General features: G+C 66.1%; 19 protein-coding genes. 10 read left to right on the forward strand and 9 right to left on the reverse strand.

Annotated features, from left to right (window positions below):
• Positions 1 to 348 precede the first annotated feature (348 nt).
• From BJ988_RS11625 to BJ988_RS11645, 5 genes are read right to left on the reverse strand one after another with little or no spacing between them, the layout of a single operon-like run.
• Positions 349 to 1,398 (reverse strand): AraC family transcriptional regulator, encoded by a 1,050-nt coding sequence (locus BJ988_RS11625; RefSeq protein WP_179658137.1) that lies wholly within the window; start codon positions 1,396 to 1,398, stop codon positions 349 to 351.
• Entirely contained in the window at positions 1,395 to 2,255 is an 861-nt protein-coding gene (locus BJ988_RS11630; RefSeq protein ID WP_179658138.1) for an NmrA family NAD(P)-binding protein, read from the reverse strand. The genes BJ988_RS11625 and BJ988_RS11630 overlap by 4 nt, the downstream gene beginning before the upstream one ends.
• A 7-nt stretch (positions 2,256 to 2,262) precedes the next feature.
• Positions 2,263 to 2,658 (reverse strand): YciI family protein, encoded by a 396-nt coding sequence (locus BJ988_RS11635; RefSeq protein ID WP_218860782.1) that lies wholly within the window; start codon positions 2,656 to 2,658, stop codon positions 2,263 to 2,265.
• 30 nt (positions 2,659 to 2,688) lie between these two features.
• The gene (locus BJ988_RS11640) at positions 2,689 to 3,795 is read right to left on the reverse strand and encodes an alpha/beta fold hydrolase (RefSeq protein ID WP_179658139.1); all 1,107 of its coding nucleotides are present in this window, start codon (positions 3,793 to 3,795) and stop codon (positions 2,689 to 2,691) included.
• The gene (locus BJ988_RS11645; protein ID WP_179658140.1) at positions 3,792 to 5,171 is read right to left on the reverse strand and encodes an aminomethyl transferase family protein; all 1,380 of its coding nucleotides are present in this window, start codon (positions 5,169 to 5,171) and stop codon (positions 3,792 to 3,794) included. The genes BJ988_RS11640 and BJ988_RS11645 overlap by 4 nt, the downstream gene beginning before the upstream one ends.
• Before the next feature lie 244 nt (positions 5,172 to 5,415).
• On the opposite strand from BJ988_RS11645, the gene BJ988_RS11650 reads away from it, so the two are divergent.
• The 3 genes from BJ988_RS11650 to folP are packed head-to-tail and all read left to right on the forward strand — an operon-like array spanning position 5,416 to position 7,924.
• A complete protein-coding gene (locus BJ988_RS11650; protein ID WP_179658141.1) occupies positions 5,416 to 6,267 on the forward strand; it encodes a methylenetetrahydrofolate reductase in 852 nt (283 codons plus the stop codon).
• On the forward strand, positions 6,264 to 7,118 hold the full coding sequence (gene purU, locus BJ988_RS11655; RefSeq protein ID WP_179658142.1) for a formyltetrahydrofolate deformylase: 855 nt from the start codon (positions 6,264 to 6,266) through the stop codon (positions 7,116 to 7,118). Before BJ988_RS11650 ends, purU begins: the two co-directional genes overlap by 4 nt.
• Before the next feature lie 26 nt (positions 7,119 to 7,144).
• Positions 7,145 to 7,924, forward strand: a complete 780-nt coding sequence (gene folP / locus BJ988_RS11660) for a dihydropteroate synthase (protein WP_179658143.1) — start codon at positions 7,145 to 7,147, stop codon at positions 7,922 to 7,924.
• Here the strand turns inward: folP and BJ988_RS11665 are convergent, their stop codons facing one another.
• Together BJ988_RS11665 and BJ988_RS11670 are read right to left on the reverse strand one after the other, a co-directional pair.
• A complete protein-coding gene (locus BJ988_RS11665) occupies positions 7,925 to 9,169 on the reverse strand; it encodes an MFS transporter (protein ID WP_179658144.1) in 1,245 nt (414 codons plus the stop codon). It abuts the gene before it with no gap.
• Positions 9,170 to 9,307: 138 nt separating this feature from the next.
• Entirely contained in the window at positions 9,308 to 10,279 is a 972-nt protein-coding gene (locus BJ988_RS11670) for an amidohydrolase family protein (RefSeq protein WP_179658145.1), read from the reverse strand.
• 308 nt (positions 10,280 to 10,587) lie between these two features.
• On the opposite strand from BJ988_RS11670, the gene BJ988_RS30420 reads away from it, so the two are divergent.
• The 7 genes from BJ988_RS30420 (at position 10,588) to BJ988_RS11705 (ending at position 19,444) form a co-directional block, all read left to right on the forward strand.
• On the forward strand, positions 10,588 to 12,006 hold the full coding sequence (locus tag BJ988_RS30420; protein WP_179658146.1) for an aminomethyl transferase family protein: 1,419 nt from the start codon (positions 10,588 to 10,590) through the stop codon (positions 12,004 to 12,006).
• 1 nt (position 12,007) lies between these two features.
• The gene (gene folD / locus BJ988_RS11680; protein WP_179658147.1) at positions 12,008 to 12,910 is read left to right on the forward strand and encodes a bifunctional methylenetetrahydrofolate dehydrogenase/methenyltetrahydrofolate cyclohydrolase FolD; all 903 of its coding nucleotides are present in this window, start codon (positions 12,008 to 12,010) and stop codon (positions 12,908 to 12,910) included.
• 84 nt (positions 12,911 to 12,994) lie between these two features.
• A complete protein-coding gene (locus tag BJ988_RS11685) occupies positions 12,995 to 14,002 on the forward strand; it encodes an AraC family transcriptional regulator (RefSeq protein ID WP_246321464.1) in 1,008 nt (335 codons plus the stop codon).
• Positions 14,003 to 14,117: 115 nt separating this feature from the next.
• Positions 14,118 to 15,476 carry a hypothetical protein gene (locus tag BJ988_RS11690; RefSeq protein WP_218860786.1) on the forward strand — a complete coding sequence of 453 codons (1,359 nt, stop codon included), beginning with the start codon at positions 14,118 to 14,120 and terminating at the stop codon, positions 15,474 to 15,476.
• A 115-nt stretch (positions 15,477 to 15,591) separates the two neighbouring features.
• Positions 15,592 to 16,452, forward strand: a complete 861-nt coding sequence (locus BJ988_RS11695) for a fumarylacetoacetate hydrolase family protein (protein ID WP_179658149.1) — start codon at positions 15,592 to 15,594, stop codon at positions 16,450 to 16,452.
• A 32-nt stretch (positions 16,453 to 16,484) separates the two neighbouring features.
• Positions 16,485 to 17,429 carry a VOC family protein gene (locus tag BJ988_RS11700; RefSeq protein ID WP_179658150.1) on the forward strand — a complete coding sequence of 315 codons (945 nt, stop codon included), beginning with the start codon at positions 16,485 to 16,487 and terminating at the stop codon, positions 17,427 to 17,429.
• The gene (locus BJ988_RS11705; protein ID WP_179658151.1) at positions 17,429 to 19,444 is read left to right on the forward strand and encodes an acetoacetate--CoA ligase; all 2,016 of its coding nucleotides are present in this window, start codon (positions 17,429 to 17,431) and stop codon (positions 19,442 to 19,444) included. The genes BJ988_RS11700 and BJ988_RS11705 overlap by 1 nt, the downstream gene beginning before the upstream one ends.
• Before the next feature lie 591 nt (positions 19,445 to 20,035).
• Here BJ988_RS11705 and BJ988_RS11710 read toward each other — a convergent pair.
• Positions 20,036 to 21,070: a hypothetical protein gene (locus tag BJ988_RS11710; RefSeq protein WP_179658152.1), complete on the reverse strand. Its 1,035-nt coding sequence runs from the start codon at positions 21,068 to 21,070 to the stop codon at positions 20,036 to 20,038.
• 187 nt (positions 21,071 to 21,257) lie between these two features.
• On the reverse strand, positions 21,258 to 22,613 hold the full coding sequence (locus tag BJ988_RS11715; protein WP_179658153.1) for an SMI1/KNR4 family protein: 1,356 nt from the start codon (positions 22,611 to 22,613) through the stop codon (positions 21,258 to 21,260).
• Between the last annotated feature and the right edge of the window lie 116 nt (positions 22,614 to 22,729).

A 22,729-nucleotide genomic window follows, 5' to 3' on the forward strand; every position in this document is an offset into this window, starting at 1 on the left:
GATGAGCGTGCAGATGAAGACGGTCTGCATCAGGGCTGTTCTCGGCGTACGCCAATCGTGGGGAGGTCGTGGGTCGTCGCCGAAATCCGGCCAAATGTGGACACCGTCGACAGCCATCCGACCGCTCCTTCGCGAGAGCCGTCATGCTTGCGGCGTGGCGCTTGTTCCCAGCTTCGCGCCGATCGGTCTGCCATCGCCGAGGTTCTGCACGTAGTGGTCCCGGTCGAGGTAGCGCGCCATGCCGATCCGCACCAGGGCCGAAATCAGACAGACCCTCCGGATGGACTGAGAACCCCATAGTCTCACGATCTCTGAGGTCTCAAGCCAAACTTGGCACACGGGCAGCCCTCAGCCGTGGCCCGTCTGTGACGCGCTCAGGGTCACGGAGGGCATGACGCCAAAGGTGGCCTTGTAGGAGGCGGCGAACCGACCCGTGTGGAAGAAGCCCCACCTGGTCGCGACCTCGGTGACTGTGGTTCCGTTGGTGGCGTCAGCGGCCAATAGGTCGCGATGTGCTCGCTCAAGCCGGGTCCGGCGCATGTACTGATACGGAGTTTCGTCGAGCACTCGCCGGAAGCCCAACTCGAGGGCACGGACGGTGATACCGACGTGGCGCGCCAACTCGTTGACGTTGAACACCTCGCCGTCCTCGCCGTCGATCAAGCGGATGGCTGACCGTACGGCACTGCTCGGGGCGGCTCGGAAGGTGCGTTGAGTCGGGGCGCTGAGATCGTGCTCCAACCCGAGTAGCGCAGCGCTCAGCGCGTGCTCGGATAGTTGATGGAGCAGAGCGTTCGGGACAACGGCGATGTCTTCGTACTGCCCAAGGATCTGAGCGAGCAGTCTGGCTGCGGCATGGACTGCATACCCCTCCTCGAGCGGCAACACCTGATGCACGAACCGCGGTGGCCGGCCCGACTCCCATTCACCAGTCAGCGCGCCCGCCGCGCGCGCTAGCGAGGAGGTCGTCATGCGCAGCATGAGGGCATCGCAGTCGGCGCTCCACTCGGCCCGGAAGTGCCCGTCTGCTGCGATCACCACCAAAGACTCACCGGCCTTCGCTTCGACAACCTCACCACCTCGCCAGACGCGTATTGTCCCTGACAACGGGATCGTGACCCCGAGGTATCGAGAGTCCGCCTGCCTGTCGACGCGCACCTCCGCGCCGTAGCTCATCCGCCCGACCCCGACGGCACCGGTGTCGGCGTAATAAGCACGCGCATCGACGTTGTCGCGGTCGCCACGACGTACGCTCAGTCTGCCGGGCGCCATGAACTGCCTGATTCCCGCCTCCGCAACCGCGAGGTCGTAAGTCTCATAGCGCTTGTAGGCCGTGAGGGACTGCAAGATGGCGTCTTCCGTGCTTGGCCGACCGGAGACGTCCAGCAAGGCGCTCATGTCACACTCCCAAACCTCGGTGCGTGGTCATCCACGAATTTCGCCAGTCCGACTGGCGCATGCCCCGTCACCAGTTCTACATCGTGGGACACGAGCCCGACGGAATCGTCGCGGGCGTAGATGTCCATGAGCTCGACCACGTGCCTCTGTATCCACTCGGGTGCGCCAGAACGTGTCGCGCTTGCGCGCAACTCCTCGAGGGTGAGCGGGGCGTGGTTGACCCGTTTCCCCAACCCTGCAGAGATGAGGTCGGCGATGTCGGCCGGCGTCAAGGATTCCGGTCCGGTGACCTCGTAGGAACGCCCGCGGTGGGCGTCAGGGTTGCGAAGTACGGCGGCCGCGACGGCCGCGATGTCTCGGGCATCGACCAGAGCAAGACGATGCTCCTGCAGCGCCATGGGGAGCTTGCCCGCGACGATCGCCGGAGCGAGGCCGAGCAGATTCTGCATGAAGTAGTTCGGTCGCAGGATCGTCGATCCCAATCCGGACCGCTCCAGGTGCGCCTCGATCTCGGCGTGCGCGCGACCAACCCAGCTGGGCTTGTCGCGGCCGGTTGCCGCGCTCCCGGCCGAGACCTTCACGACGTGACGTACACCAGCCTGAGCTGCCGCATCGATGAGTCCGCTCTGGTGCGCCGCCATCTCCGGGTGTTGGCTGCTGTTCAGGAACACCGTCTCGACACCCTTGAGTGCGGCCACGACCGAGTCGCGATCGCCCAGCTCCATCCTCACGAGGGACGGATCAGAACCCACCAACGATTCCTGACGTGTCGTCGCCCGGAACGGCGTCCTCGCGGCGATCAGCCCCGACACGACGGACCGACCGATGGTGCCGGTCGCTCCAGTAACCAAGATCATGGCTGCGTCAGTCTCCCACGGAGGACTTGGTGGTCGTACCCTCGTTCAGGCACCAGGCTCGAACCTCGAACCGGCGCGCCCCTCGCGAGTGCATCGGGTCAGCCTCCGCCAGCCGGACTGCCTCCTCGAGGCTCGCGGCGCGATAGACGAAGACACCCTCACCGTTCCACTCCGTCCCCTCAGGCGATGCCAGGGGCCCAGCTGCGAACATCACGCCACTGTCCTCGAGCTTCTTCTGGTACGGCAGGTGCTCCTCCAGTGCGTCCTCGATAGGTGCGAAGCCGTTGATCGGCGTAGACCGGATCAGGAACAGCTGCTCGGCGTGCAGATCGAGCTGGCGCGAGCGCTCCAGCAGCTGCTCCCACGTCATGCCGTCCAGTTGGCCGGCGGTGTCGTTGGTCATTGAAGTGCCTCTCTTTGATGTTTGTTTCGGTCAGTGGCCGAGATCGCCGTTGACGAAGCTGCCGATAGTTTCGGCGGCGTCGTCCGGAGCTTCGAACGGCCAGAAGTGGCCGGCGTCGAACAGGTGCAGTCCACTGCCCTTCGGCAGCTTCGCGAGGACGTCGGGGTCGCTGTAGAACTCGTGCGGTTGACCGGGGTCGTGGCTTCCCTGAAGGAGCAGCACCGGGCAGCGCCAGGCGGCGATGAGACGCGTTCGGCGCTCGATCCACTCCTGGCGGAAGGAGGAGGAGTGGAAGTAGCGAGGGACCGCCGTGCTGATGCCCGGGTATGCGAACTCGGCGATCGTCCGCTCGAGAAGCTTGTCGTCGACCGGTTTCGCACCGAGCGCCGTATAGCCGACGATCGTGAACGTACGAGCGTCGCCGAGCACGAACGGCGCGGTGGGCGCCGTGAACATCTTCTCCTGCGGGTGAAGGCTGGGGTGGAGGTGCCACAGGTGCTGCTGGCCACGGCCGTACCGGATCACGCGGGTGCCCAGCTTGGCCACCATGTGGTCCGCCGGCGGCGTCCCGCGGTCGTGGGTGATGAGGCTGAAGCGGTCGACACCGATGGTGTCCAGCAGTGCGATCAGCTGATCGGCGACGCCCTCCTGTCGGTAGTCGCCGGTGCGCTTGTCCGACTGGCCGTATCCCTTGAGGTCGATGGCGATGCAGCGGTGCCGATCCGAGATCCCGGCCATCACGACGTGCCACTGGAACCACGAGTCCGGTACGCCGTGCAGGAAGACGACCGGATCACCGTCTTTCGGTCCGCTCTCGACGTAGTGCCATCGCACGCTCTCTCCGTCGCCAGGTGCATCAACGAAGTGGTGGGTGAACTCCACACCCCTGAGCTCCTCCACCTCGCCCTCACCGGAGGTAGGGGGCGCGGTTACTTTGGGGATGGCCACGAGGCGTCGAGCGATGGCTCCCATCGGAGCATCGGCTTCGACGAAGTCCTCAGGGGTCGCCACCATCTTCGGCAGCAACTCGGGCAGTTCTTGCCACATGGCTGCCGCGGCGGCCAAGTGGGGCGCTACTCGCTCGGGCGGCTCGGTCCAGTCGTCTTCGGTCCTGGCGCTGGCGGGGGTGGTGGTCATCGTCGTGCTCCTTGGCTTGTGCGGGGGCTCGTACGCACTGTCACGCGTACTTCGGTCTCGCGGTGAGGTTCGACCTGTGGTTTGACCCCGATGGAGGCCTCGTCGCCCCACACGAGAGTCAGTCGCTGTCCGTCCTCGGCCAGGCCGGCATCGATGCTGGCCAGTGAGGTGACGTTGCCGTGGTTCATCGTGAACATCGGGTCCATCGCGACGCCGACGCCCGTTCTGTCGAGCAGCACCCGGTCATAGTGGATGAGGGAATAGCCACCGGCGGGCAGGCTCAGGTACTTGGCCCCGCGACCGCTGGCGAACAGGCTGCTCGTCAGGACGTGGCCGGTGTCTCCCGCGTCCCAGTCGAGCCACACCTTCCGGCGAGGCGGTGCGACAGCGATCTGCTCGAGCGCCTCGCGACCGATGAAGTCGTGGTCGAAGCTGACCACGCGGCCATAACCCAGGTCGTACGGCGTGAGGTAGTAGTCCTCGATGGAGTCGGATACGAAGCTTCCTCCGAGCGAGGCGTGCGCCTCGAAGCCGTGCGCGGGGAGGTGTTCCCGATAGGCACGCATGTCGTCCCCGGTGTAAATCGCTGGCAGGGGGCGGGCGATCCATCCGGACTCGTTGGACGTGGTCGGGTAGGACACCGCGCCGCCCTGGAGCATGCCGAGCCCCGAGCCTGCCTCGAGCAGTGCTTCCTTGACCGGTGCTGAATGTTCCCGTGGCCCGAAGATCTCCAGGCCGGTGTGCTCCTGGCCGGGGATGCCAACCATGGTGTGGTTGAGCGCCCGGACCGTCACTCCGGCGATCTGGAACTCGCCGATGTTGAAGAACTTCACCGGTCCGAGCGTCCCGCCTGACGCTTTCCGGACGATCTCGAGGGCGGCGGGTCCCTGCACCTGGTAGCGGAACAACAGTCGCTCCCGGGGGTTGATCGGGCTGGCGTCGTCCCGCTCCACGTCGACCTTGTAGTCGCCGGTCTCGGCGTGGAACTGCACCCAGTTCGCGGCCACTGGTGAACCGACCAGGGCGTACTCCTCCTCGTCGAGTCCGAAGAGGATGGCGTCGCCAATGACATGGCCGCGCGGGTTCGTCGCCACGAACTGCTTGGCCTTGTCCCTCCCGAAGGTGCGGAACGAGTTCACGCCTACCTCGGAGAACAGCCGTTTCGCGTCGGGGCCACGGAAGTACACGTCGCTCATGTGGAAGGACTGATCGAAGAAGATCGCGGATTCCCTCCACACCCGCTGTTCGTCACGCCAGTTCGCGTACTCCATCTGCGGAATCGGGAACTGGTACGGGCCGCGGGCATCGGCGCGCAGCATCTTGGCGGGATTTCCGCCGCTGCGGTCGATGGCTTGCTCGAGGTTGGGGGTGGTCATCATCGCGTTCCTTCGTCAGGCGAATGCACGTGTGCCACCCGAATGTAGGAGCGCTTCAGCGGGCCGGATAGCCACGGACCGAACCGATTGGGTGCACTTCGCGAACCCTCGAAACCGGCTTCGCCAGCCGGCGCAGAGACCTTCGGCTGGCGGCTCGCAGAGACGTCTCCCCACACCTAGCGTTTCTCGTCATCGTCAACCAGCGGGCCCTCTCCTGAGCGGCCCCGATCCATAAGGAGACTCGATGGCCACCGACCAGCCCACAACCTCATCAGAGGTAGACGGCCGGCTTCTCCAGATGCTGACCGACGCCACGATGGAGGTCATCCCGTTGAAGGGCGGACCAGAGCAGATCCTGGCAACGTCCCCGGGTGCGACCGTCGCGGTGACGTGTTCCCCGAAGTTCGGTCTGAGTCGCACGCTGGAGCAGTGCGAAGTGGCGGCGAGCGCAGGGCGACGGGTCGTTCCCCACATCGCGGCCCGCATGGTCGAGGATCGCGCAGCGCTTCGTGACGCCGTGCGACGGGTCGCAGACCTCGGGGTGACCGACCTCTACGTGATCGGTGGCGACGCCGCCGCTCCCATCGGCCGCTATGGCGAGGCGGGACAGCTGCTCGACGACCTGGCGGAGATCGAGCATCCGTTCACCAGGATCGGGGTCGGCTGCTATCCCGAGGGCCACCCGCACATCGACGACGACCGCCTGTGGGAGGCGCTGCTACGCAAGCAGAGCTCCGCCACCTACATGGTCAGCCAGATGTGCTTCGACGCCGAGGCGCTCACGACGTGGCTGGCTCAAGCGCGTGCACGGGGCGTGACGTTGCCGCTCCGGGTCGGCATTGCCGGTCCCCTCAAGCTCGCCAAGCTCACCGAGCTGTCGCTCCGCATCGGAGTCGGCCAGTCGTTGCGCTACCTCTCCAAGCAGCACGGACTGGTCGGCAACGTACTTCTCGGCCGAACCTACGACCCCGTTCCGCTGATCCGCTCTGTCGTCTCTGACAAGCCGGGCACTGACATCGAGGGCCTCCACGCCTTCACCTTCAACCAGGTGCCCGTCTTCCGGGCCTGGGCCAAGACGTACGGAGCAATGTCATGAGCGAACTCGTCCTCACCCTGTCCTGCCCGGACCGCCCTGGCATCGTTCAGGCGGTCTCCACCTTCGTGACCGCTCACGGCCTCAACATCGTCGAGACCGAACAGTTCGGTGACCGCGACGAAACACGCTTCTACATGCGTGTCGCCGCGGAGAGCCTCGATGACGTGTCGCCCGACGCCGACTCGCTGCGCGCCGACTTCGAGATCGTGGCTCGTGACTTCGCCATGGACTGGCGCCTGGTCGACTCCCAGCAGCGCCCGCGAATGCTGATCATGGTCAGCAAGTTCGGTCATTGCCTCAGCGACCTGCTCTACCGCGTACGCATCGAACAGCTCGCCGCGGACGTGGTCGCAGTCGTCTCCAACCATCCCGATTGCAGGGATATGGTCCAAGCCGCCGGCGTCCCCTTCGTGCATCTCCCGGTTGATGCCGGGTCCAAGGCGGACGCCGAGGACAAGCTGATGCAGCTCGTCGACCAGGAGCAGGTGGACCTGGTGGTGCTCGCCCGGTACATGCAGATCCTCTCGCCCGAGCTCTGCGACCGGCTGAGCGGCCGCGTCATCAACATCCACCACTCGATGCTGCCCAGCTTCAAGGGCGCCCGGCCCTACCAACAGGCGTACGACAGGGGCGTCAAGCTCGTCGGCGCGACCGCCCACTACGCCACCTCGGACCTCGATGAAGGCCCGATCATCGAGCAGGAAGTGCAGCGGGTCGACCACACGATGGACGCCGCGGCCCTCACGGCGCTTGGCCGCGACACCGAGTGCCTGGCCTTGTCGCGGGCAGTGCGCTACCACCTCGAGAACCGAGTCATGGTCCACGGCCGCAAGACGGTCGTCCTGAAATGATGCCGGTCCCTGGACGACCCCGCGTGATGGGTGTCCTCAACGTGACCCCGGACTCCTTCTCCGACGGTGGGGCCCACCTGAGCACAGACGACGCGGTACGGCACGGGCTGAACATGGCTGCGGACGGCGCGGACTGGATCGACATCGGTGGCGAGTCGACGCGCCCCGGGGCGCGGCGCCCCTCTGTTGCGACGGAGCTCGAACGCGTACTACCTGTCGTTCGCGCCCTCTCGCACCGAGGGGTGCCGGTCTCCGTCGACACGATGCGGGCCGAAGTCGCGCGCCGCGCGATCGACGTCGGCGCGAGCATGGTCAATGACGTCAGCGGCGGGCTCGCCGATCCTGCGATGTTTGCCACGGTGGCCGACCTGAGCGCTCCTTACGTGCTGACCCACTGGCGGTCTGGGGGTGTCCAAGAGCACAGACCGGAGACGTACGCCGACGTGGCCGACGACGTCGCGGCCGAGCTGCGGGACCGAGTCCATCGCGCCATCGACGCCGGGGTCGACAAGGATCAGATCATCGTCGACCCCGGCGTCGGCTTCTCCAAGAACGCCATCCAGTCGTGGACACTGCTCCGCCGCATCGAGGTCGTCCAGGATCTGGGGTTCCCCGTGCTGGTCGGCGTGAGCCGAAAGCGGCTGCTTACCCAGGTCTGCGGTGACGAGGCGGGTCTTGTCGACCGCGACCTCGCCACCGCCGTCGTCAGCGCACTACTGGCGTCGAGCGGCGTCGACCTGCTGCGGGTCCACGACGTGGCCGGGACCATGGTGGCGCTGCGGACCGCGCAGCAACTGAGAGCCTGATCAGCTGACGGCAAGCTCGGCATCCGCCGTGGCCGGGCTCCGCAGGGCGGCGAGGGTGATCACGCCGAGCGCCACCACGATCAGAGGCAAGGCGGACAGGCCGATGATCGAGGTCGCGCCGAGCCCGCCGGCTACCAGCACACCGTTGAGTGCCGGACCAGCTATCGAGCCGGTGCGACCTACGGCGTACGCCCATCCGATGCCTGTGCCGCGGATCGGCAGCGGGTAGAGGGAGACGGCGAGGATCGTCAGACCGGACTGTCCACCGACGATGCCGACTCCGATGAGGAGGATGCCAGTCATCAACAGCGGGGTGCTTGTCGTGAGCAGCACCAGGCCGATGCCGACCATGCCGATGAGGTATCCGCCGACCAGTGTCGCGTGCGCCTGCCCGCGCCGGTCGATCCGGAACCCGAGCAGGATGCCGCCGATGAACCCGCCCGCAGCGAACAGCGAACTGCCGATGAACGCCGTTCCTGCGTCGAGGCCGGCCTGGACCAGAAGGGTCGGCAGCCAGTTGAGCAGTGCGAACATGACGAGCAGGTTCAGGAAGTAGACGAGCCAGAGCGCGATGGTGCTGGTGGCGCGGCCCTCTCGGAAGAGGACAGCGGGCGAGGTGGACGCGTGATCGACCGTGCGCTGAGGGCCGGTAGTGACACCTCGGACGACGACGGCGGCCAGGACGGCGAACACGAGCGGCAGCAGGCCACCGATGATAAAGATCGAGCGCCAGCCGTACGCCGGGATGGCCGCGCGCGACACCAGGGCACCGAGAAATGCACCCAGGGAAACGCAGCCGACCGCCACCATCACGGCACGGGATCGGACGTGTGCGGGGACGTTCTCGGAGACGAGAGCGATGAAGCTCGGCGCCACTCCGCCCATTCCGATTCCCGCGATGAAGCGGATGAGCAGGAAGGTCTCCACGCTGGTGGCGAGGGCGGGGATCGTGAGGGTGGCCAGCCCGAAGATGACAACCGAGGCGATGAGCCCGAACTTGCGCCCAAGGCGGTCGACCAGCATCCCGAAGAGAACACTGCCCAGCGCCATGCCGACGAGGCTCGCCGAGAACACGATGCCCAGAGCCCCCGGGCCGAATCCGAACTCGGTCGTGATGGACGGCGCCGCGTACGCCAGGGTCTGCGCATCGAAGCCGTCAAGCACCGCCATCGCCAGGCACACGCCCAACGTCCCTACCTGCGCGGCTGTCATCCGCGAGCCACGGTCGTTTCCAGTCGTCTTCATGACGAGGTCCTCTCGGGATCTTCGCCGGCCCAAGCGGCAGGCGATGACGAACGGTATGCCGCAGGTCACATTCATCGCCGGTCGTGGGGCGAAGCCCCTTGGGCCACTTGGCGAATGCCCAAGCGAGCCTCGTCGTTGTCAGTGGCTCGCCACGCCCTGTGCGTGGAAAGCGGCGGCGTTGTCGCGAGCCAGCTCTCGCCACGCGCCGTGGACATCCGCGCGCCATGCGGAGTCGAGCGCTGCGATCTGCGAGTTCACGATGTGCGGAGGTGTCCAGCAGTAGTCGCTGCCGTAGAGGAGGCGGCCGGTGCCGACCTGGCTGATGAGAGCGTCTGCCTGAAGTGGCATGGGTGTCCCGGCAAGGTCGAACCAGAGTCGCCCAAGACCTTCGTCGATGCGCTCGAGTCCGTCCGGCGTCGAGGACAGGATCGAGGCGAACAGACGTAGCCGGTCTGCGAGTAGCGGTAGCGACGCACCGCAATGCGGCACGATCATGCGCAGCCGGTCGCGGCGAGCAACGTCGCCTTTCATGAGCATGGCCGAGATCACCCGGGTGGTGTCAGCGAAGAACTCCACCATGGGTCGCGGGAACCCCAAGGTCGTGTGCTCCCAGCCCAGGGGCGTGGTTGGGTGCACGAAGACCGCGGCTCCCCGGCGGTCCAGCTCATCAAGGAAAAGCTCGACGGCAGGGTCGCTGAGGTAGACGCCACCTGCGTTGGTCATCACCACAGTGCCGGCCGCACCCAATTGGTCCAGCGCACGCGTTGCCTCCGCGATCGCCTCGTCGACCGCCGGGAGCGGGACCGAGGCGAAGAACTGGAAGCGATCAGGATGTTCGGCGACCACATCGGCCGCAAAGTCGTTCACCCGGCGGCAGAGCGCCGTCGACGATCCCAGGTCGCCGAACCAGACCCCTGGCGACGAGATCGAGAGAATCGACCGCTCGATGCCGTGCGCATCCATGAGCCGAAGGTGATCCTCAGCGCTCCACGATGGCCACGACGCCATCCCGTCCGGACGGCGATGCCCTGCCGCCGAAGCCGCCTCCACGTACGACGAGGTCAGGAAATGGGCATGTACATCGACCAGGGGTGCTGTGTCGTCCTGCATCTTGTTCTCCTCTGACAAAGCAGGCACGTGGCCCGCTAACGACTGGGCAACGCCATGCTCTCGAAGTCCGCCGGCCTATCAACCCCGCAAGCGACTTTCGGCCCCGGCCGCTTCGCAGCCTGACCATCGGCGCCGAAAGAGCGCCGCTGCGATGCCAGGAGGCACGGTGCGAAGCCCCGACGGTCGAAAGCCGCATCAGCGTTGACTGCCGTCTCTGGGACGCAAGCATGAGAGGAGACGCCCCGCGAGGCGTTGGCGCTCAATCTCGGATCGTGCGCACAAACGCGAACCAGGAAGGTTGGTACGACATGTCCGTCGAGTCCCCGCTCCGATCCCTCCAGGATCTCGTCGACTCACTCCCAGATCTCGTCGATTACTTCTACAACGACAGCCCCGGCCTGAACATCCGCACGCGCACCGACCGGATTCCGATCCCGGCCGAGTTCTCGAACTGGCGCGAGGAGCAGCGCGCTTGGCGTGAGACGGCCGTCCTGTTCGACCAGACCCACCACATGCCCGAGCTCTTCGTGACCGGTCCCGATGCCAGGGCTATGCTCAACTGGATCGGCGTCAACAGCTTCGCCAACCTCCAGCCGGGTCTTGCGAAGCAGCTCGTCGGATGCACCCCGCAGGGCCACATCATCGGCGAGTCCATCCTCTACGCCCACGGCGACGACAGCTACGAGCTGGTCAGCGGAATGCCCCTGTTGAACTGGATCGAGTTTCAGGCAAGCACGGGCGGCTGGGACGTCTCGATCCAACGGGACAACAACACGTCCGAGAACACCACGGGACGCCGTGTCCGCTTCCGGTATCAGCTCGACGGCCCGCTGGCCGCGAGCATCTTCGAGAAGGTCGTGGGCGAGCCACTGCCGGACCCCGGCGCCTTCCGCACGTTCACCACCAAAGTCGCAGGGGTCGACGTCCTCGTACTCCGGCACGGCATGGCCGGGCGGCACAAGGCGTACGAGATCAGTGGCGCGTACGACGACGAGGCCACTGTCCGCGACGCCCTGCTCCGCGCCGGCGAAGAGTTCGGCCTGCGTCGCGGCGGCACCAAGGCGTACTTCAGCACGAACTACGAGTCTGGTTGGATCGCCGGTCCGTTGCCTGGCATCTACACCGCCGAGGATCTGCGAGCGTTCCGGCACTGGCTCCCCGCCGATGGTTGGGAGGGAACCTGGCAGATCGCCGGCAGTTTCCGGCCATCGCGGATCGAGGACTTCTACACCACCCCCTACGACCTCGGGTACGACAAGATCGTGAAGTTCGACCACGACTTCATCGGTCAGGGCGCGCTGGCCGAGATCGCCCAGAACCCGCCGCGCCGCCGCGTCACGCTGATGTGGAACAAGGACGACGTCTTGTCGGTAATCGGCTCGCTCCTCGAGCAGGGTACGCCTGGCAAGTTCATCGACTTCCCCATGGCGGACTACGGCTTGCTGGTGCAGCGCGACACGGTGTTCATCGACGCTCGCCCTGTTGGTCTGTCGACGTTCTGCGGGTACTCAGCCAACGAGCGACGGATCCTCTCTATCGCGATGCTCGATGCGGCACACGCCGAGCCGGGCACCGAGGTCACCGTACTGTGGGGCGAGCCGGATGGTGGCTCGCGCAAGTCGCGGGTCGAGCGGCACCGGCAGATGGAGGTACGCGCGACGGTCGCGCCCGCTCCGTTCGCGTGTTCTCCACAGTCGACCGGCCACTCCGAAGCGCCGAGGGGCTGACGTGGTCGCACGCATCATCGACGGCGCTGCGATCGCACGCGAGATCCGAGAGGATCTTTCGGCGCGTGTCGAGATCCTCAAGGCACGTACCGGTCGCGGTCCCGGCCTTGCGGTCGTTCTGGTCGGTGACGATCCTGCGTCGCAGGTCTACGTCCGCAACAAGCAGCGGGCCTGCGCGCAGGTGGGGATCAAGTCGATCCGGCACGATCTACCAGCCAGCGTCACCACCGCGGAGCTTCTGGACCTGATCGTAGAACTCAACGGCCGCGATGACATCCACGGGATCCTCGTTCAGCTACCGCTTCCGCCGCAGGTGGATGCGCGGCAGGTGCTGGAGGCCATCGAGCTCAGCAAGGACGTGGACGGCTTCCATCAGTACAACATCGGAGGATTGGTCGCGGGCCATCCGGTCTTCCCGCCGTGCACTCCGCACGGCGTGATGGAGATGCTCTCCCACGAGGGCATCGAGGTCGCCGGCCAGAACGCCGTCGTAGTTGGCGCCAGCGCCATCGTGGGCAAGCCACTCGGTCTCATGCTGACCCGCCGGGACGCGACCGTCTCCATCTGTCACGCGCTGACACGCGACTTGGCGCAGTTCACCCGGCTGGCCGACCTGCTGGTCGTCGCCGCGGGCGTGCCGGGCCTGTTGACGGCTGAGATGGTGCATGACGGGGCGGTCGTCATCGACGTCGGCATCAACCGCGTCTCCGGCACCAATCGCGTTGTCGGCGACGTCGACTTCGAGCAGGTACGTCACAAGGCGTCGTACATCACGCCTGTGCCGGGTGGCGTAGGACCGATGACGATCACCATGCTACTGAAGCACACTTTGCTCTCGGCTGAGCGTCGCCAGACCGCGTTGAGCGGGTCATCGGTGTTGCGGCCGGAAGCGCGTTCGGCGTGAGGGGCGAGCCTCGGGCGCCTTGACATGTGAGCGCCGTCACGTGCAGCCTGGCGGGAAGAGGCACCCCGCACGAAGGGCTCGACCATGGCAGTGACAGCGACGTCGGAGACCGGGCCCCTCGCCGGGTTTGAGCTCTTCCGGACCAGGGACCCCTTGGTAGCGCAGGAGTCAGCGACACGCGTAACGGCACCGCACCGACTGCGGGTGTACGGCCAGGACGTCGACTTCGCGGCGGCTTTCGACGCCGTCGAGGTTGGTCCCGTGACCCTCGGTGTCATCCGTTACGGCACCGATGTCACGATCGAGCGCCCCCGGTTCGACGGCTTTCTCGCTGTCCTGGTGCCGCTTTGCGGCCAGCTGGCGGTCGAACAGCATGGGCACGAGCATGTCGCCGAACCGGAGCGCTCGATGGTCGTCCTCTCCCCCGGACACGACGACAGCCGCGTGCGCTGGGCACGCGGGACCACCGTGCTAGCGCTGAAGGTGGAGTCGGCAGAGCTCAACCAGGCCCTTCGCTGGGTGGCCCCTCAGGCCGACGAGCGCCCGTTCGTGGCTTCCTCTCCCGTGGTGACCGGCTCGGCGTCGCGCGCCGTGATCGGCACGGCGCAGCTGTTCACCGACGTCTTCTCCCGCATCGGACCGAGCAAATCTGTTCCGCTGCCCTTGGCGAGGCGGCTGCGCGAACAGGCAATCACCACGCTGTGGCTCTCCGTGCCCAACAACCACACCGACGTCATCCATCAGATCCGGGAGGTGCCCAAGTCGGCCCATGTCCGCCAGGCGATCGACCTCCTCGCCGCAGAGTCTCGAGCGGAGTACACCGTTCCAGACCTGGCTCGAGCCGTCCATGTCGGCGTTCGGGCACTTGAGATGGCGTTCCGCAGGGACCTCGACCAGACCCCGCTGCAGTACGTACATAGGATCCGCTTGGAGCGTGCCCACGACGACCTCCGCGACCTGGGCCCCTCAGAGACCACGGTCACCGAGGTCGCCCTGCGATGGGGCTTCCCGCATCTCGGGCGCTTCGCGGCCCGTTACCGGGCCCAGTTCGGGGAGATGCCTTCGGAGACGCTCAACTCCCCTGCCCAGTAATCATTCGGAAACTGCATAGGGCGACGGATCGCATCGGATAGTCGCTCGCTCGCCCTCTTCGTAGCGTGCTTGAGGACCCAGCACACTCCGGCATCGCCGGAACGAAGGAGGCATCGTGACGCAGCAAAATCTCGAGCAGTTGATTCAGAAGTCGGGCGGCAACCCGGCGAAGATGCTCCGCCAGCTTCCGGGCGGCCCCTACCGCTTTCCGATTCCGGAGGAGGAGTACACGAACTGGCGCGACGAGCAGGAGTCGTGGCGGACCAGCGCTATCCTGTTCGATCAGTCTTTCCACATGAGCGACGTCTACTTCAAAGGGCCGGACGTCAAGCGCCTGTTCTCCGACACCGGCGTCAACTCCTTCCGGACCTTCGGGAAGAACAAGGCCAAGCAGTTCGTCGCTGTGAACCCGCGCGGGAAGGTGATCGCTGACGCGATCCTGTTCGCGTTTGCCGATGACGAGTATTCGCTCGTTGGCGGGCCCGCGGCCGCGAACTGGGTGCAGTACCACAGCGAGATCGGCGACTACGATGTCACGGTCACCCGCGACGAGGCGAGCATGTGGAACCCGGGCGACCGGTTGCTCTTTCGGCTGCAGATTCAAGGCCCCCGCGCCCTCGATGTGGTCGCGGCTGCCGCGGACGGAGCGCTCCCGGAGATCGGATTCTTCCACGTCGGTGAGTTCACTATCGCCGGCACGACGGTTCGAGCACTTAACCACACGATGATCGGGACGCCCGGTCTGGAGCACACGGGCCTGGAGATGACCGGCCCGTGGACCGAGCACGACAAGGTGTACGCCGCACTCGTCGAAGCGGGCGAACAGTTCGATATGCGGATCGGCGGCTCACGCTCGTATCCGACTACTTCCAACGAGTCGGGCTGGATCGCGCTACCCCTCCCCGCGGTCTACAGCGGAGACGACATGAAGGCATATCGCGAGTGGCTGCCGGCCATGGGGTTCGAGGGGCAGGCGTCTCTCGGCGGCAGCTTCTACTCGGAGAACGTCGAGGACTACTACGTCAGCCCGTACGACCTCGGCTACGGGCGGGTCGTGAAGTTCGACCACGACTTCATCGGCCGTGAGGCGCTGGAGCGGATCGCCGAAGGGCCGCGGCGCCGCAAGGTGTGGCTGGAGTGGGACGACGCGGACGTCGCTCGGGTGCTGGCCAGCAGCCTGACCGCCGGACCCGAGCGGGCGAAGTTCCTCGGCCTGCCCTCTGCCTGGTTCTCGATCATCCACTACGACAAGGTGCTCTCCGGCACGGACATCGTTGGATTCGGAATGGACCCCGTTTATACGGTCAACCAGCGTCACGTCACGTCCCTCGCCATGATCGATGAGGCCAAGGCGACCGACGGCACCATCCTCACTCTCACGTGGGGCGACGAGGCGTCGATCGGTCACAAACTCCGGGTCGAGACGCACAAGGAGACCACCGTGCGGGTGCGCGTCCGCACGACACAGATCTAGGCAACAGGTTCGCCTATCGGCTATGCGGAGTTCGTCACAGGCCTCGGTGAGTGCGGACCGATCGGGCAGGCTTTGACTCAACCGTTCACCGCGATCCAATTCCAAGGAGCAACTCGTGCGCATCGCCAACCTCTTGGGCCGTCTGGTCCTGGTCGCCCCGGAGGGTGCCCGGGCAATCGATGTCGAGCGGGCGAGCGGTGGGCGGTTCGGGCCGGACGTCCAGGCGATCTACGGCCGGTGGGCAGAGTTCACCGCCTGGGCGGAGAGCGTCGACCTGTCGGCGGCTGTGCCGTTCGCCGTTGAGAACCTGGGCGCACCGGCGCCGGCACCTGGACAGTTGCTTGCCATCGGCTTGAATTACGCCGACCACGCCGCCGAGTCCGGGTTCGCCGTGCCTGACGCCCCGACTGTGCTGTTCACCAAGTGGGCCTCGTGCCTGACTGGGCCGGTCACCACGGTCGAGCTGCCCGACGGCGGCAACACCGATTGGGAGGTCGAGCTGGTCGTCGTTCTGGGGAAGCGGGCCTGGCGGATCGAGGAAGACAAGGCATGGGACCACGTGGCCGGGCTGACCGTCGGCCAGGACCTCTCCGAGCGGATCACCCAGACCGCCGGCCCGTCGCCGCAGTTCAGCCTGGGCAAGTCGCTACCTGGCTTCGGCCCGATGGGGCCATGGCTGGTCACCCACGATGAGTTCGCCGATCCGGACGACCTCGAGATCGGGTGCGCGATCAACGGCGAGACCGTGCAGAAGGGCCGTACGAGGGACCTGATCTTCTCGGTGTCATCCATGATCACCAAGGTCTCAGCCAGGCTGCCACTGATGCCCGGCGACGTGCTGTTCACCGGGACCCCGGCCGGCGTCGGCGCTGGGCGAAAGCCACCCCGGTTCATCCGCCCGGGAGATGAGCTCGTCTCGTACGTCTCCGGCATCGGCGAGCTGCGTCAGCGCTTCGTTGCCGCGCACTCCGCCTGATTACACCGATTCCGCATACGAGGAGCACTGTCATGGCCCTGCACCGCCTCACCAAGATCGTCATGGGCGTTCCCAACCCCGACGAGACGGCCGCGTACTACACCGACTTCGGGCTGGCCCCCGGCAACCTCGACACGGCGCCGAACGCTGATCGCACCTTCTCGACCGTCGACGGCGGAGAACAGCTGCAGGTAGTTCACAACGACCGGCGGCGCCTCTTGCAGATGGGGGTCGGGGCGGACGATCCCGACGACCTCGACCGTGTGGTCGCCTCCCTGACCGACCTCGAGGTCCCGGTCGAGCGCACCGAGCGCGGCATCCGCGCGATGGACCCTGGCACCGGAGTCGTCGTCTTGGTCGAAGTCGCCGACCGCTACGACCAGGAACCAACGCCCGCGCCGGCCTACAACTCCCCCGGCGTCAACGCACGCACCGAGTCTCGCGCTCCGGGTATCGAGCGGGAGGGCGTCGTACGGCCGCGCAAGCTCGGCCACGTCGTGCTCGGCTCGACAGATCAGGAGTTCTCCCAGAAGTTCTTCCAGCAGGGCATCGGGTTCAAGGTCAGCGACACAGTGCCCGGGCTGGCGGCGTTCATGCGGTGCTCCACCGACCACCACAACGTGCTCGTGCAACAAGCCCCGGTGGCCTTCCTGCATCACACCTCGTGGCAGGTTGACGACGTCGACGAGGTCGGCCGCGGCGCCACTTCGATGCTCGAGAAGGACCCGGACCGGCATGTGTGGGGTCTGGGCCGTCACCACGTCGGATCGAACTTCTTCTGGTACCTCAAAGACCCCGCCGGCAACTTCTCCGAGTACTACGCCGACCTCGACTGTATCGTCGACGACGCGCTCTGGACGCCAGGAGTGTGGGAAGGCACCCGCGGACTCTTCAACTGGGGCCCTCCCCCGCCGCCGTCCTTCCTTGCCCCCGACGACCTTGCCGAGCTCATGACCGGCGCCCACCAGCCCGGCTGATGGGCACTGAGGACGACACCGTGGTCGGTCCCGTCCCGATCTGGAACCCAGATCCGAAGGTGGTGGCCGATGCGGCCGTCACCCGTTTCGGCCGATACGTCACCGAGTGCACGGGGACCACATTCGACAGCTATCTCGATCTATGGGCATGGTCGGTCGACCACCTCGAGCAGTTCTGGGCCACCATCTGGGACTACTTCGAGATCCTGGCCGACGGCCACCCGACCACTGTGCTCGCGGAATCCTCGATGCCCGGCGCGAGATGGTTTCTCGGAACGAGGCTCAACTACGCCGAGCACGCCCTCCGGTACGGCGCCGACGACACCGTAGCGGTGACCGCAGTGGCCGAGGACGGGACCACCACGCGGACCACCCGCGGGCAGCTTCGCGCCCAGGTCGCCGCGGTGTCGGGATGGTTGCGCGAAGCTGGCGTTCACCCCGGGGACCGGGTGGTCGGTTACCTGCCCAACACGACCGAGACACTCGTCGCGTTCCTCGCCGCTGCAAGCATCGGCGCGGTGTGGTCGGCCTGCGCGCAGGACTACTCGGCGCACGGGGCAGCCGCGCGTTTCGCACAGCTCGAGCCGGTCGTCTTGTTTGCCGCGGACGGCTACTCCTGGAACGGGCGGTCCTACGACCGGCGCAGCGAGGTCACCGCACTGCAGCAAGCGTTGCCCACGTTGCGCGCCACGGTCCACGTACCCAATCTCGGGCTGCCTATCGACATCGAGGCTGATTCCGGTGGTACGCACGCCACCTGGGAGCAGGCCACCGCTCGGTCGGCGGAGCTGCGTTTCGAGCAAGTCGCGTTCGACGCTCCGCTGTGGGTCCTGTTCTCGTCCGGCACCACAGGCTTGCCCAAGGGCATCGTGCATGGTCACGGCGGCGTGCTCCTCGAGCACCTCAAAATGCTCGCCCTGCACCTCGACGTCGGCCCCAGCAAACCGTTGTTCTGGTACACCACGACCAACTGGATGATGTGGAACATCGTCGCCTCCGGCTTGCTGGTGGGCGCACCGATCGTCTTGTACGACGGCAGCCCCAGCTACCCCGACACCGCTCGGCTGTGGCAGGTCGCCGCCGCTGAGCAGGTCGCGATGCTCGGCGTCAGCCCCGGCTACCTCCTCGCCAGCGCCAAGGCCGGCCTTCAGCCCGGCCGCGAACTCGACCTCCGTGCACTACGCACGATCGGCGCCACCGGAGCCCCGCTGTCGGCAGCCTCCTACCAATGGGTGCACGACGCGGTCGGGCCGTCGATCCAGCTGGCTTCCACCAGCGGCGGTACGGACGTGGTCGGCGGTTTCGCCGGGAGCGCCCCGACCACACCGGTATGGGCTGGAGAGATCTCAGCCCCCAACCTCGGCGTCGCACTCGAAGCATGGAACGAGGCCGGTCAGCCCGTGGTTGGCGAGGTGGGTGAGCTCGTCGTCACCAAACCGATGCCCTCCATGCCACTCTACTTCTGGAACGACCCCGACGGCGAGCGGTACCGGGACGCCTACTTCGCCACCTACCCCGGCGTATGGCGGCACGGCGACTGGATGCAGGTCACCGAACACGGCAGCGTCATCGTCTCGGGACGCTCCGACTCCACGCTCAACCGCCACGGCGTCCGCCTCGGCAGCGCCGACATCTACGACGCCGTGGACAAGCTCCCGCAGATCACCGACTCGCTGGTAGTCGGCGCCGAGCTAGGAGGCGGGAGGTATTGGCTCGTCCTATTTGTCGTCCTCGCTGACGACTCCACGCTCGATGGCGAGCTGACCAGCGAGATCGAGCAGGCAATCGCCACGTCGGCCTCGCCCCGGCACGTACCCGACGACATCATCACCCTCGACACCCTGCCTCACACCCGCACCGGCAAGCGACTCGAAGTGCCCGCAAAACGACTGATCCAAGGACATGCCCTGGCCACGGTCGCAAGCAGGGACGCCGTGGACAACTTCGACGCGCTGGCGCAGTTCACAAAGTACGCAGGCGGGCCTGCACGTCCCGGCTCTGCTCCGCCAGCCTGATACGTGCGAGCGGCCTATCGGTACTCGACAAGGCAGAACTCACGGCACCGTTACCCTCTCAGGTCGCTCACGCCAACCATGAACCCCGGCCTCGTACTCGAGCCGCTCGCCGCCCCAGGGACGCGGCATAGTCGCGAAGTGAGCGTGTGAACTGCTGTTCCTAGCCGAGGCCGGCGGCTCCCGCCTCGTCGTGCGCCCACTGCCCTCTGCGTGGAGCCTGGATCAGCTCGCCGAGGACGACATCGCCGTCGCCGCCGGCAAACAAACATCCGCCCGTGACCAAAAGCGCAGGCCACGGGCGGATTATCAGGTGATCCTTTACAGGTACTGACCGTGTTGGAGACCTGCTCGATGGAACGGCCGGGCTCGGTGCCCTGCTTGCCGGTGATGAGCGTACGGATGAAGACGGCCCGCACGAAAGCGCTGTTGAGCGCTCGGGACGCGTCCGGACCGGCTGGGAGACGCCCGGACATGGCGCCAAGCGTTGGCGCTGTCAACACGCATCCGCCGCTTATCGAGCTACTCGCAGAACGACACGTCCGACCCAATTGCATGGATCCCGAGCACGACGATGTTCGGCCGACGCATTGCCTAGCGAGTGAGCTGCTTGATCAACTCCGCCGGCGTACCTTCGACCTTGTCACCGATCGGGTCCTCCTCGTCGATCGACATCTCCAGCCGGCTGACACCGACACGCTCCGCGTCCTCTGCGACGGTGAGGAGGTCAGCTTGCGTCTTGACGGTCAGCACCAGCCAAGTTTCGGTCCCACCGCCGATGAAGGTGACGCTCGCGATCGGCGAATCCTTCAGCCCTTCGAGCACCGCAACCTCGGCCCCGACTTCCTCGACCGTGCCCATCACCAGGAGGAACCCCTCAGAAGGCACGTCGGCGACCGACACGAAAAGGTCGTTCGGGTTCACCAGCTTCGCCTGCGCCGCGAGAGCCGACCTGTTGACATCGACTGTGTCCGCCAAGGGAACATTGAAGCGGAGTCCGATCTTGTTCGGCTTCTCGTTGATGCCGCCGACCTGCACCAACGCGCCGTCGTACGCGCTCCAGTCAGGCAGGCTTTCGAGGTCCGTCACGACGCTGTCGATCAGGCTCGCGTCGAGCTTGTCCATCGCCACCAGAACGTGAAAGCCACCTGGTGCCTCGACCGAGAGCGTGCCATAACGGGTCGCATGATCCCCCAGCGCCTTCAGGACGGTGATGGTGACTCCCATCGGGTCCTCAACGCCGTCCAGCGACACCCGGAACGAGTCATCGATCCCTCCCGCACCAAACGGCTTGATCTCCTCAGAGGTGTATTGATCGAGTTCCAGACCTGCCAACTCCACGAACGCGGCAACGGCCTCGTTGGGCAGTTGCTGCTGCGCCACGTCGGATCCGACGACCACGCCGTTGCTCGTCAGGTCCCAGCCGTTCAGCCTGGTTGCGAGACCGCCGTCGTCCTCCCACTCGGCGATCCGATCGGCGACCGGCTTCAGGTCGCTCTCCTTGACGCCTGAGAACTCCACCCGCCGGTCATCGACATCGACCTGCTCGACTCCGGCCATCTTCAGGAGGTCTTTCTCCAAGGCCGCGTCCCGATCGAACGGCCCGCATCCCGACAGGCCCAGCACCATGCCAGCGACCCCAACCCCGAGCATGAGTCTCATCCGTGTCCCCGATCCGAGTACGTTGTTCGATCGCTTCTGGCGTGTCCACGCAAACAGTGCCACGCCGCCAGCGTCGCTGGGCGCCAGGGCGCCCAACATACGAGTGGGCTGCTGCCGGGTCGGGGCTGACATTGCGCTGATCCCGGTATGCACGTCAGGCCGTGAGCTTGCCTACGATCATTTGCGTCGTGAGGGGGGCACCACCGCAGTGTCGAATGAGTTCATCGAAGACGTGATCCACATCCGCCCTGGGGAGACCGTACCCGTAGACGGAAGCTGCCAGCAGCGAGGACGGGACGGCATCCGCCTCGAGCAACGTCTTCCACTCGGCGAGACCGATCTCGAGGTACTCCAGCTGATCAAGCTCGCCGATGACATGCGGAGCCGCGATCGTTCCCGGGGCTGCACGCAGCGTACGCAGCCTGGGCAGTCCGACAAGCGGGGTCAGATCGGTCGGTGCGTCCGATCGGCCGATGGTGAGCACCTCGAGGGCAGTCGTCGCGGCAGCCTCGATGGTCATGTTGGACCCAGCAACCAGACGGACGACTGCCGGGGGACTTGTGCAGGCGTCCTCGGTGGCCTCCTTGGCGTTGCCGTGGACCACGAGGTCGGTGAACGACTCGGCGAGCAGCTCAGCCCCGATCTCGGCTTCATGGCTGATCACCACCAGTTGGCCGATGTGCCCTGCGGGCCCAGGGGCGAGGTCCAGAGCAACCCAATCGCCTGAGCCTCCCCCGAGATCGCCGATCACCACCCAGTCTGGTGGGTCGACGAGGCCTTGAACCGCCGAGTCCAGGTTGGTGACGGCGGCGACGCCTACCAGCACGTCGAACGGGAGGCCTTTGCGTACGTCGGCGTTCGACGCTGACTCGATCCCGTGGAGACCGAAGAGGCAGATCCCGCCCAGGGCCTCGGTCTCCTTGTTCTCCAGATTCCAGTCGGTGCCGTAATCCGCCTTGGTCACCCTGAGCACAGCGCGCAGCTCGTCGGGCAACGGACGACCGATCCGTTCCTCCAGGTCGGCCAGCTCGTCCGCGCTGGCGCCGACGGCCCCGGGCATCCGCTCACGCAGGACATCCTCAAGAAGCTCCGGGTCAGCTGATGGGGCGGTGCGTACGTCAGAAAAGAATGCTGGTTTCTGCCGAGCCGGAGCCGGGTCGCGATCAGGAACGAGAAGCAAGGTTCCCGCCGAGTTGATGCCGGGCACCCGAACGATTTGATGGGTAGTGGACTCGGCGGCCAAAGTGATACTCACGCGGCCGTCATCGGCGATGCGTACCGCGAAGTCGACAGAGTCGCGATCGGCCTTTCGAAGTGCATGTTTGACTGGCTCGCAGGCGCGCATGAGGTCGAGATAACCGTCGTCCGGCGTCATGACGAATCCTCCGATCACGCCGCGACCGACACTCGCCTTCCACTCGGACAACCTGGGCTCCCACGTGTTGACCAGTTGGATCAACGTCCGCCAGGTGGCAAAATCCGTCAATTCATGAGACTCGGTGGGCTCCATACGACTCCTGGTTCGTGAAGGGTGACCTCGTGACCGTTCTGTGAGCCCCTGAGAGTAGCGAGGCCCGCCACCTGATTCCGCAGGTGGCGGGCCTACGTCGGCGGTGCGACGCTTTA

Source organism: Nocardioides panzhihuensis (genome assembly GCF_013408335.1).
Classification (GTDB): domain Bacteria; phylum Actinomycetota; class Actinomycetes; order Propionibacteriales; family Nocardioidaceae; genus Nocardioides; species Nocardioides panzhihuensis.

What these genes read in the sequence shown, in the direction of transcription:
- BJ988_RS11625 (WP_179658137.1), bottom strand. Translation starts at nt 1,398, where the DNA reads ATGAGCGCCTTGCTGGACGTCTCCGGTCGGCCAAGCACGGAAGACGCC.
- BJ988_RS11630 (WP_179658138.1), bottom strand. Translation starts at nt 2,255, where the DNA reads ATGATCTTGGTTACTGGAGCGACCGGCACCATCGGTCGGTCCGTCGTG.
- BJ988_RS11635 (WP_218860782.1), bottom strand. Translation starts at nt 2,658, where the DNA reads ATGACCAACGACACCGCCGGCCAACTGGACGGCATGACGTGGGAGCAG.
- BJ988_RS11640 (WP_179658139.1), bottom strand. Translation starts at nt 3,795, where the DNA reads ATGACCACCACCCCCGCCAGCGCCAGGACCGAAGACGACTGGACCGAG.
- BJ988_RS11645 (WP_179658140.1), bottom strand. Translation starts at nt 5,171, where the DNA reads ATGACCACCCCCAACCTCGAGCAAGCCATCGACCGCAGCGGCGGAAAT.
- BJ988_RS11650 (WP_179658141.1), top strand. Translation starts at nt 5,416, where the DNA reads ATGGCCACCGACCAGCCCACAACCTCATCAGAGGTAGACGGCCGGCTT.
- purU (WP_179658142.1), top strand. Translation starts at nt 6,264, where the DNA reads ATGAGCGAACTCGTCCTCACCCTGTCCTGCCCGGACCGCCCTGGCATC.
- folP (WP_179658143.1), top strand. Translation starts at nt 7,145, where the DNA reads ATGGGTGTCCTCAACGTGACCCCGGACTCCTTCTCCGACGGTGGGGCC.
- BJ988_RS11665 (WP_179658144.1), bottom strand. Translation starts at nt 9,169, where the DNA reads ATGAAGACGACTGGAAACGACCGTGGCTCGCGGATGACAGCCGCGCAG.
- BJ988_RS11670 (WP_179658145.1), bottom strand. Translation starts at nt 10,279, where the DNA reads ATGCAGGACGACACAGCACCCCTGGTCGATGTACATGCCCATTTCCTG.
- BJ988_RS30420 (WP_179658146.1), top strand. Translation starts at nt 10,588, where the DNA reads ATGTCCGTCGAGTCCCCGCTCCGATCCCTCCAGGATCTCGTCGACTCA.
- BJ988_RS11685 (WP_246321464.1), top strand. Translation starts at nt 12,995, where the DNA reads ATGGCAGTGACAGCGACGTCGGAGACCGGGCCCCTCGCCGGGTTTGAG.
- BJ988_RS11700 (WP_179658150.1), top strand. Translation starts at nt 16,485, where the DNA reads ATGGCCCTGCACCGCCTCACCAAGATCGTCATGGGCGTTCCCAACCCC.
- BJ988_RS11705 (WP_179658151.1), top strand. Translation starts at nt 17,429, where the DNA reads ATGGGCACTGAGGACGACACCGTGGTCGGTCCCGTCCCGATCTGGAAC.
- BJ988_RS11710 (WP_179658152.1), bottom strand. Translation starts at nt 21,070, where the DNA reads ATGGTGCTGGGCCTGTCGGGATGCGGGCCGTTCGATCGGGACGCGGCC.
- BJ988_RS11715 (WP_179658153.1), bottom strand. Translation starts at nt 22,613, where the DNA reads ATGGAGCCCACCGAGTCTCATGAATTGACGGATTTTGCCACCTGGCGG.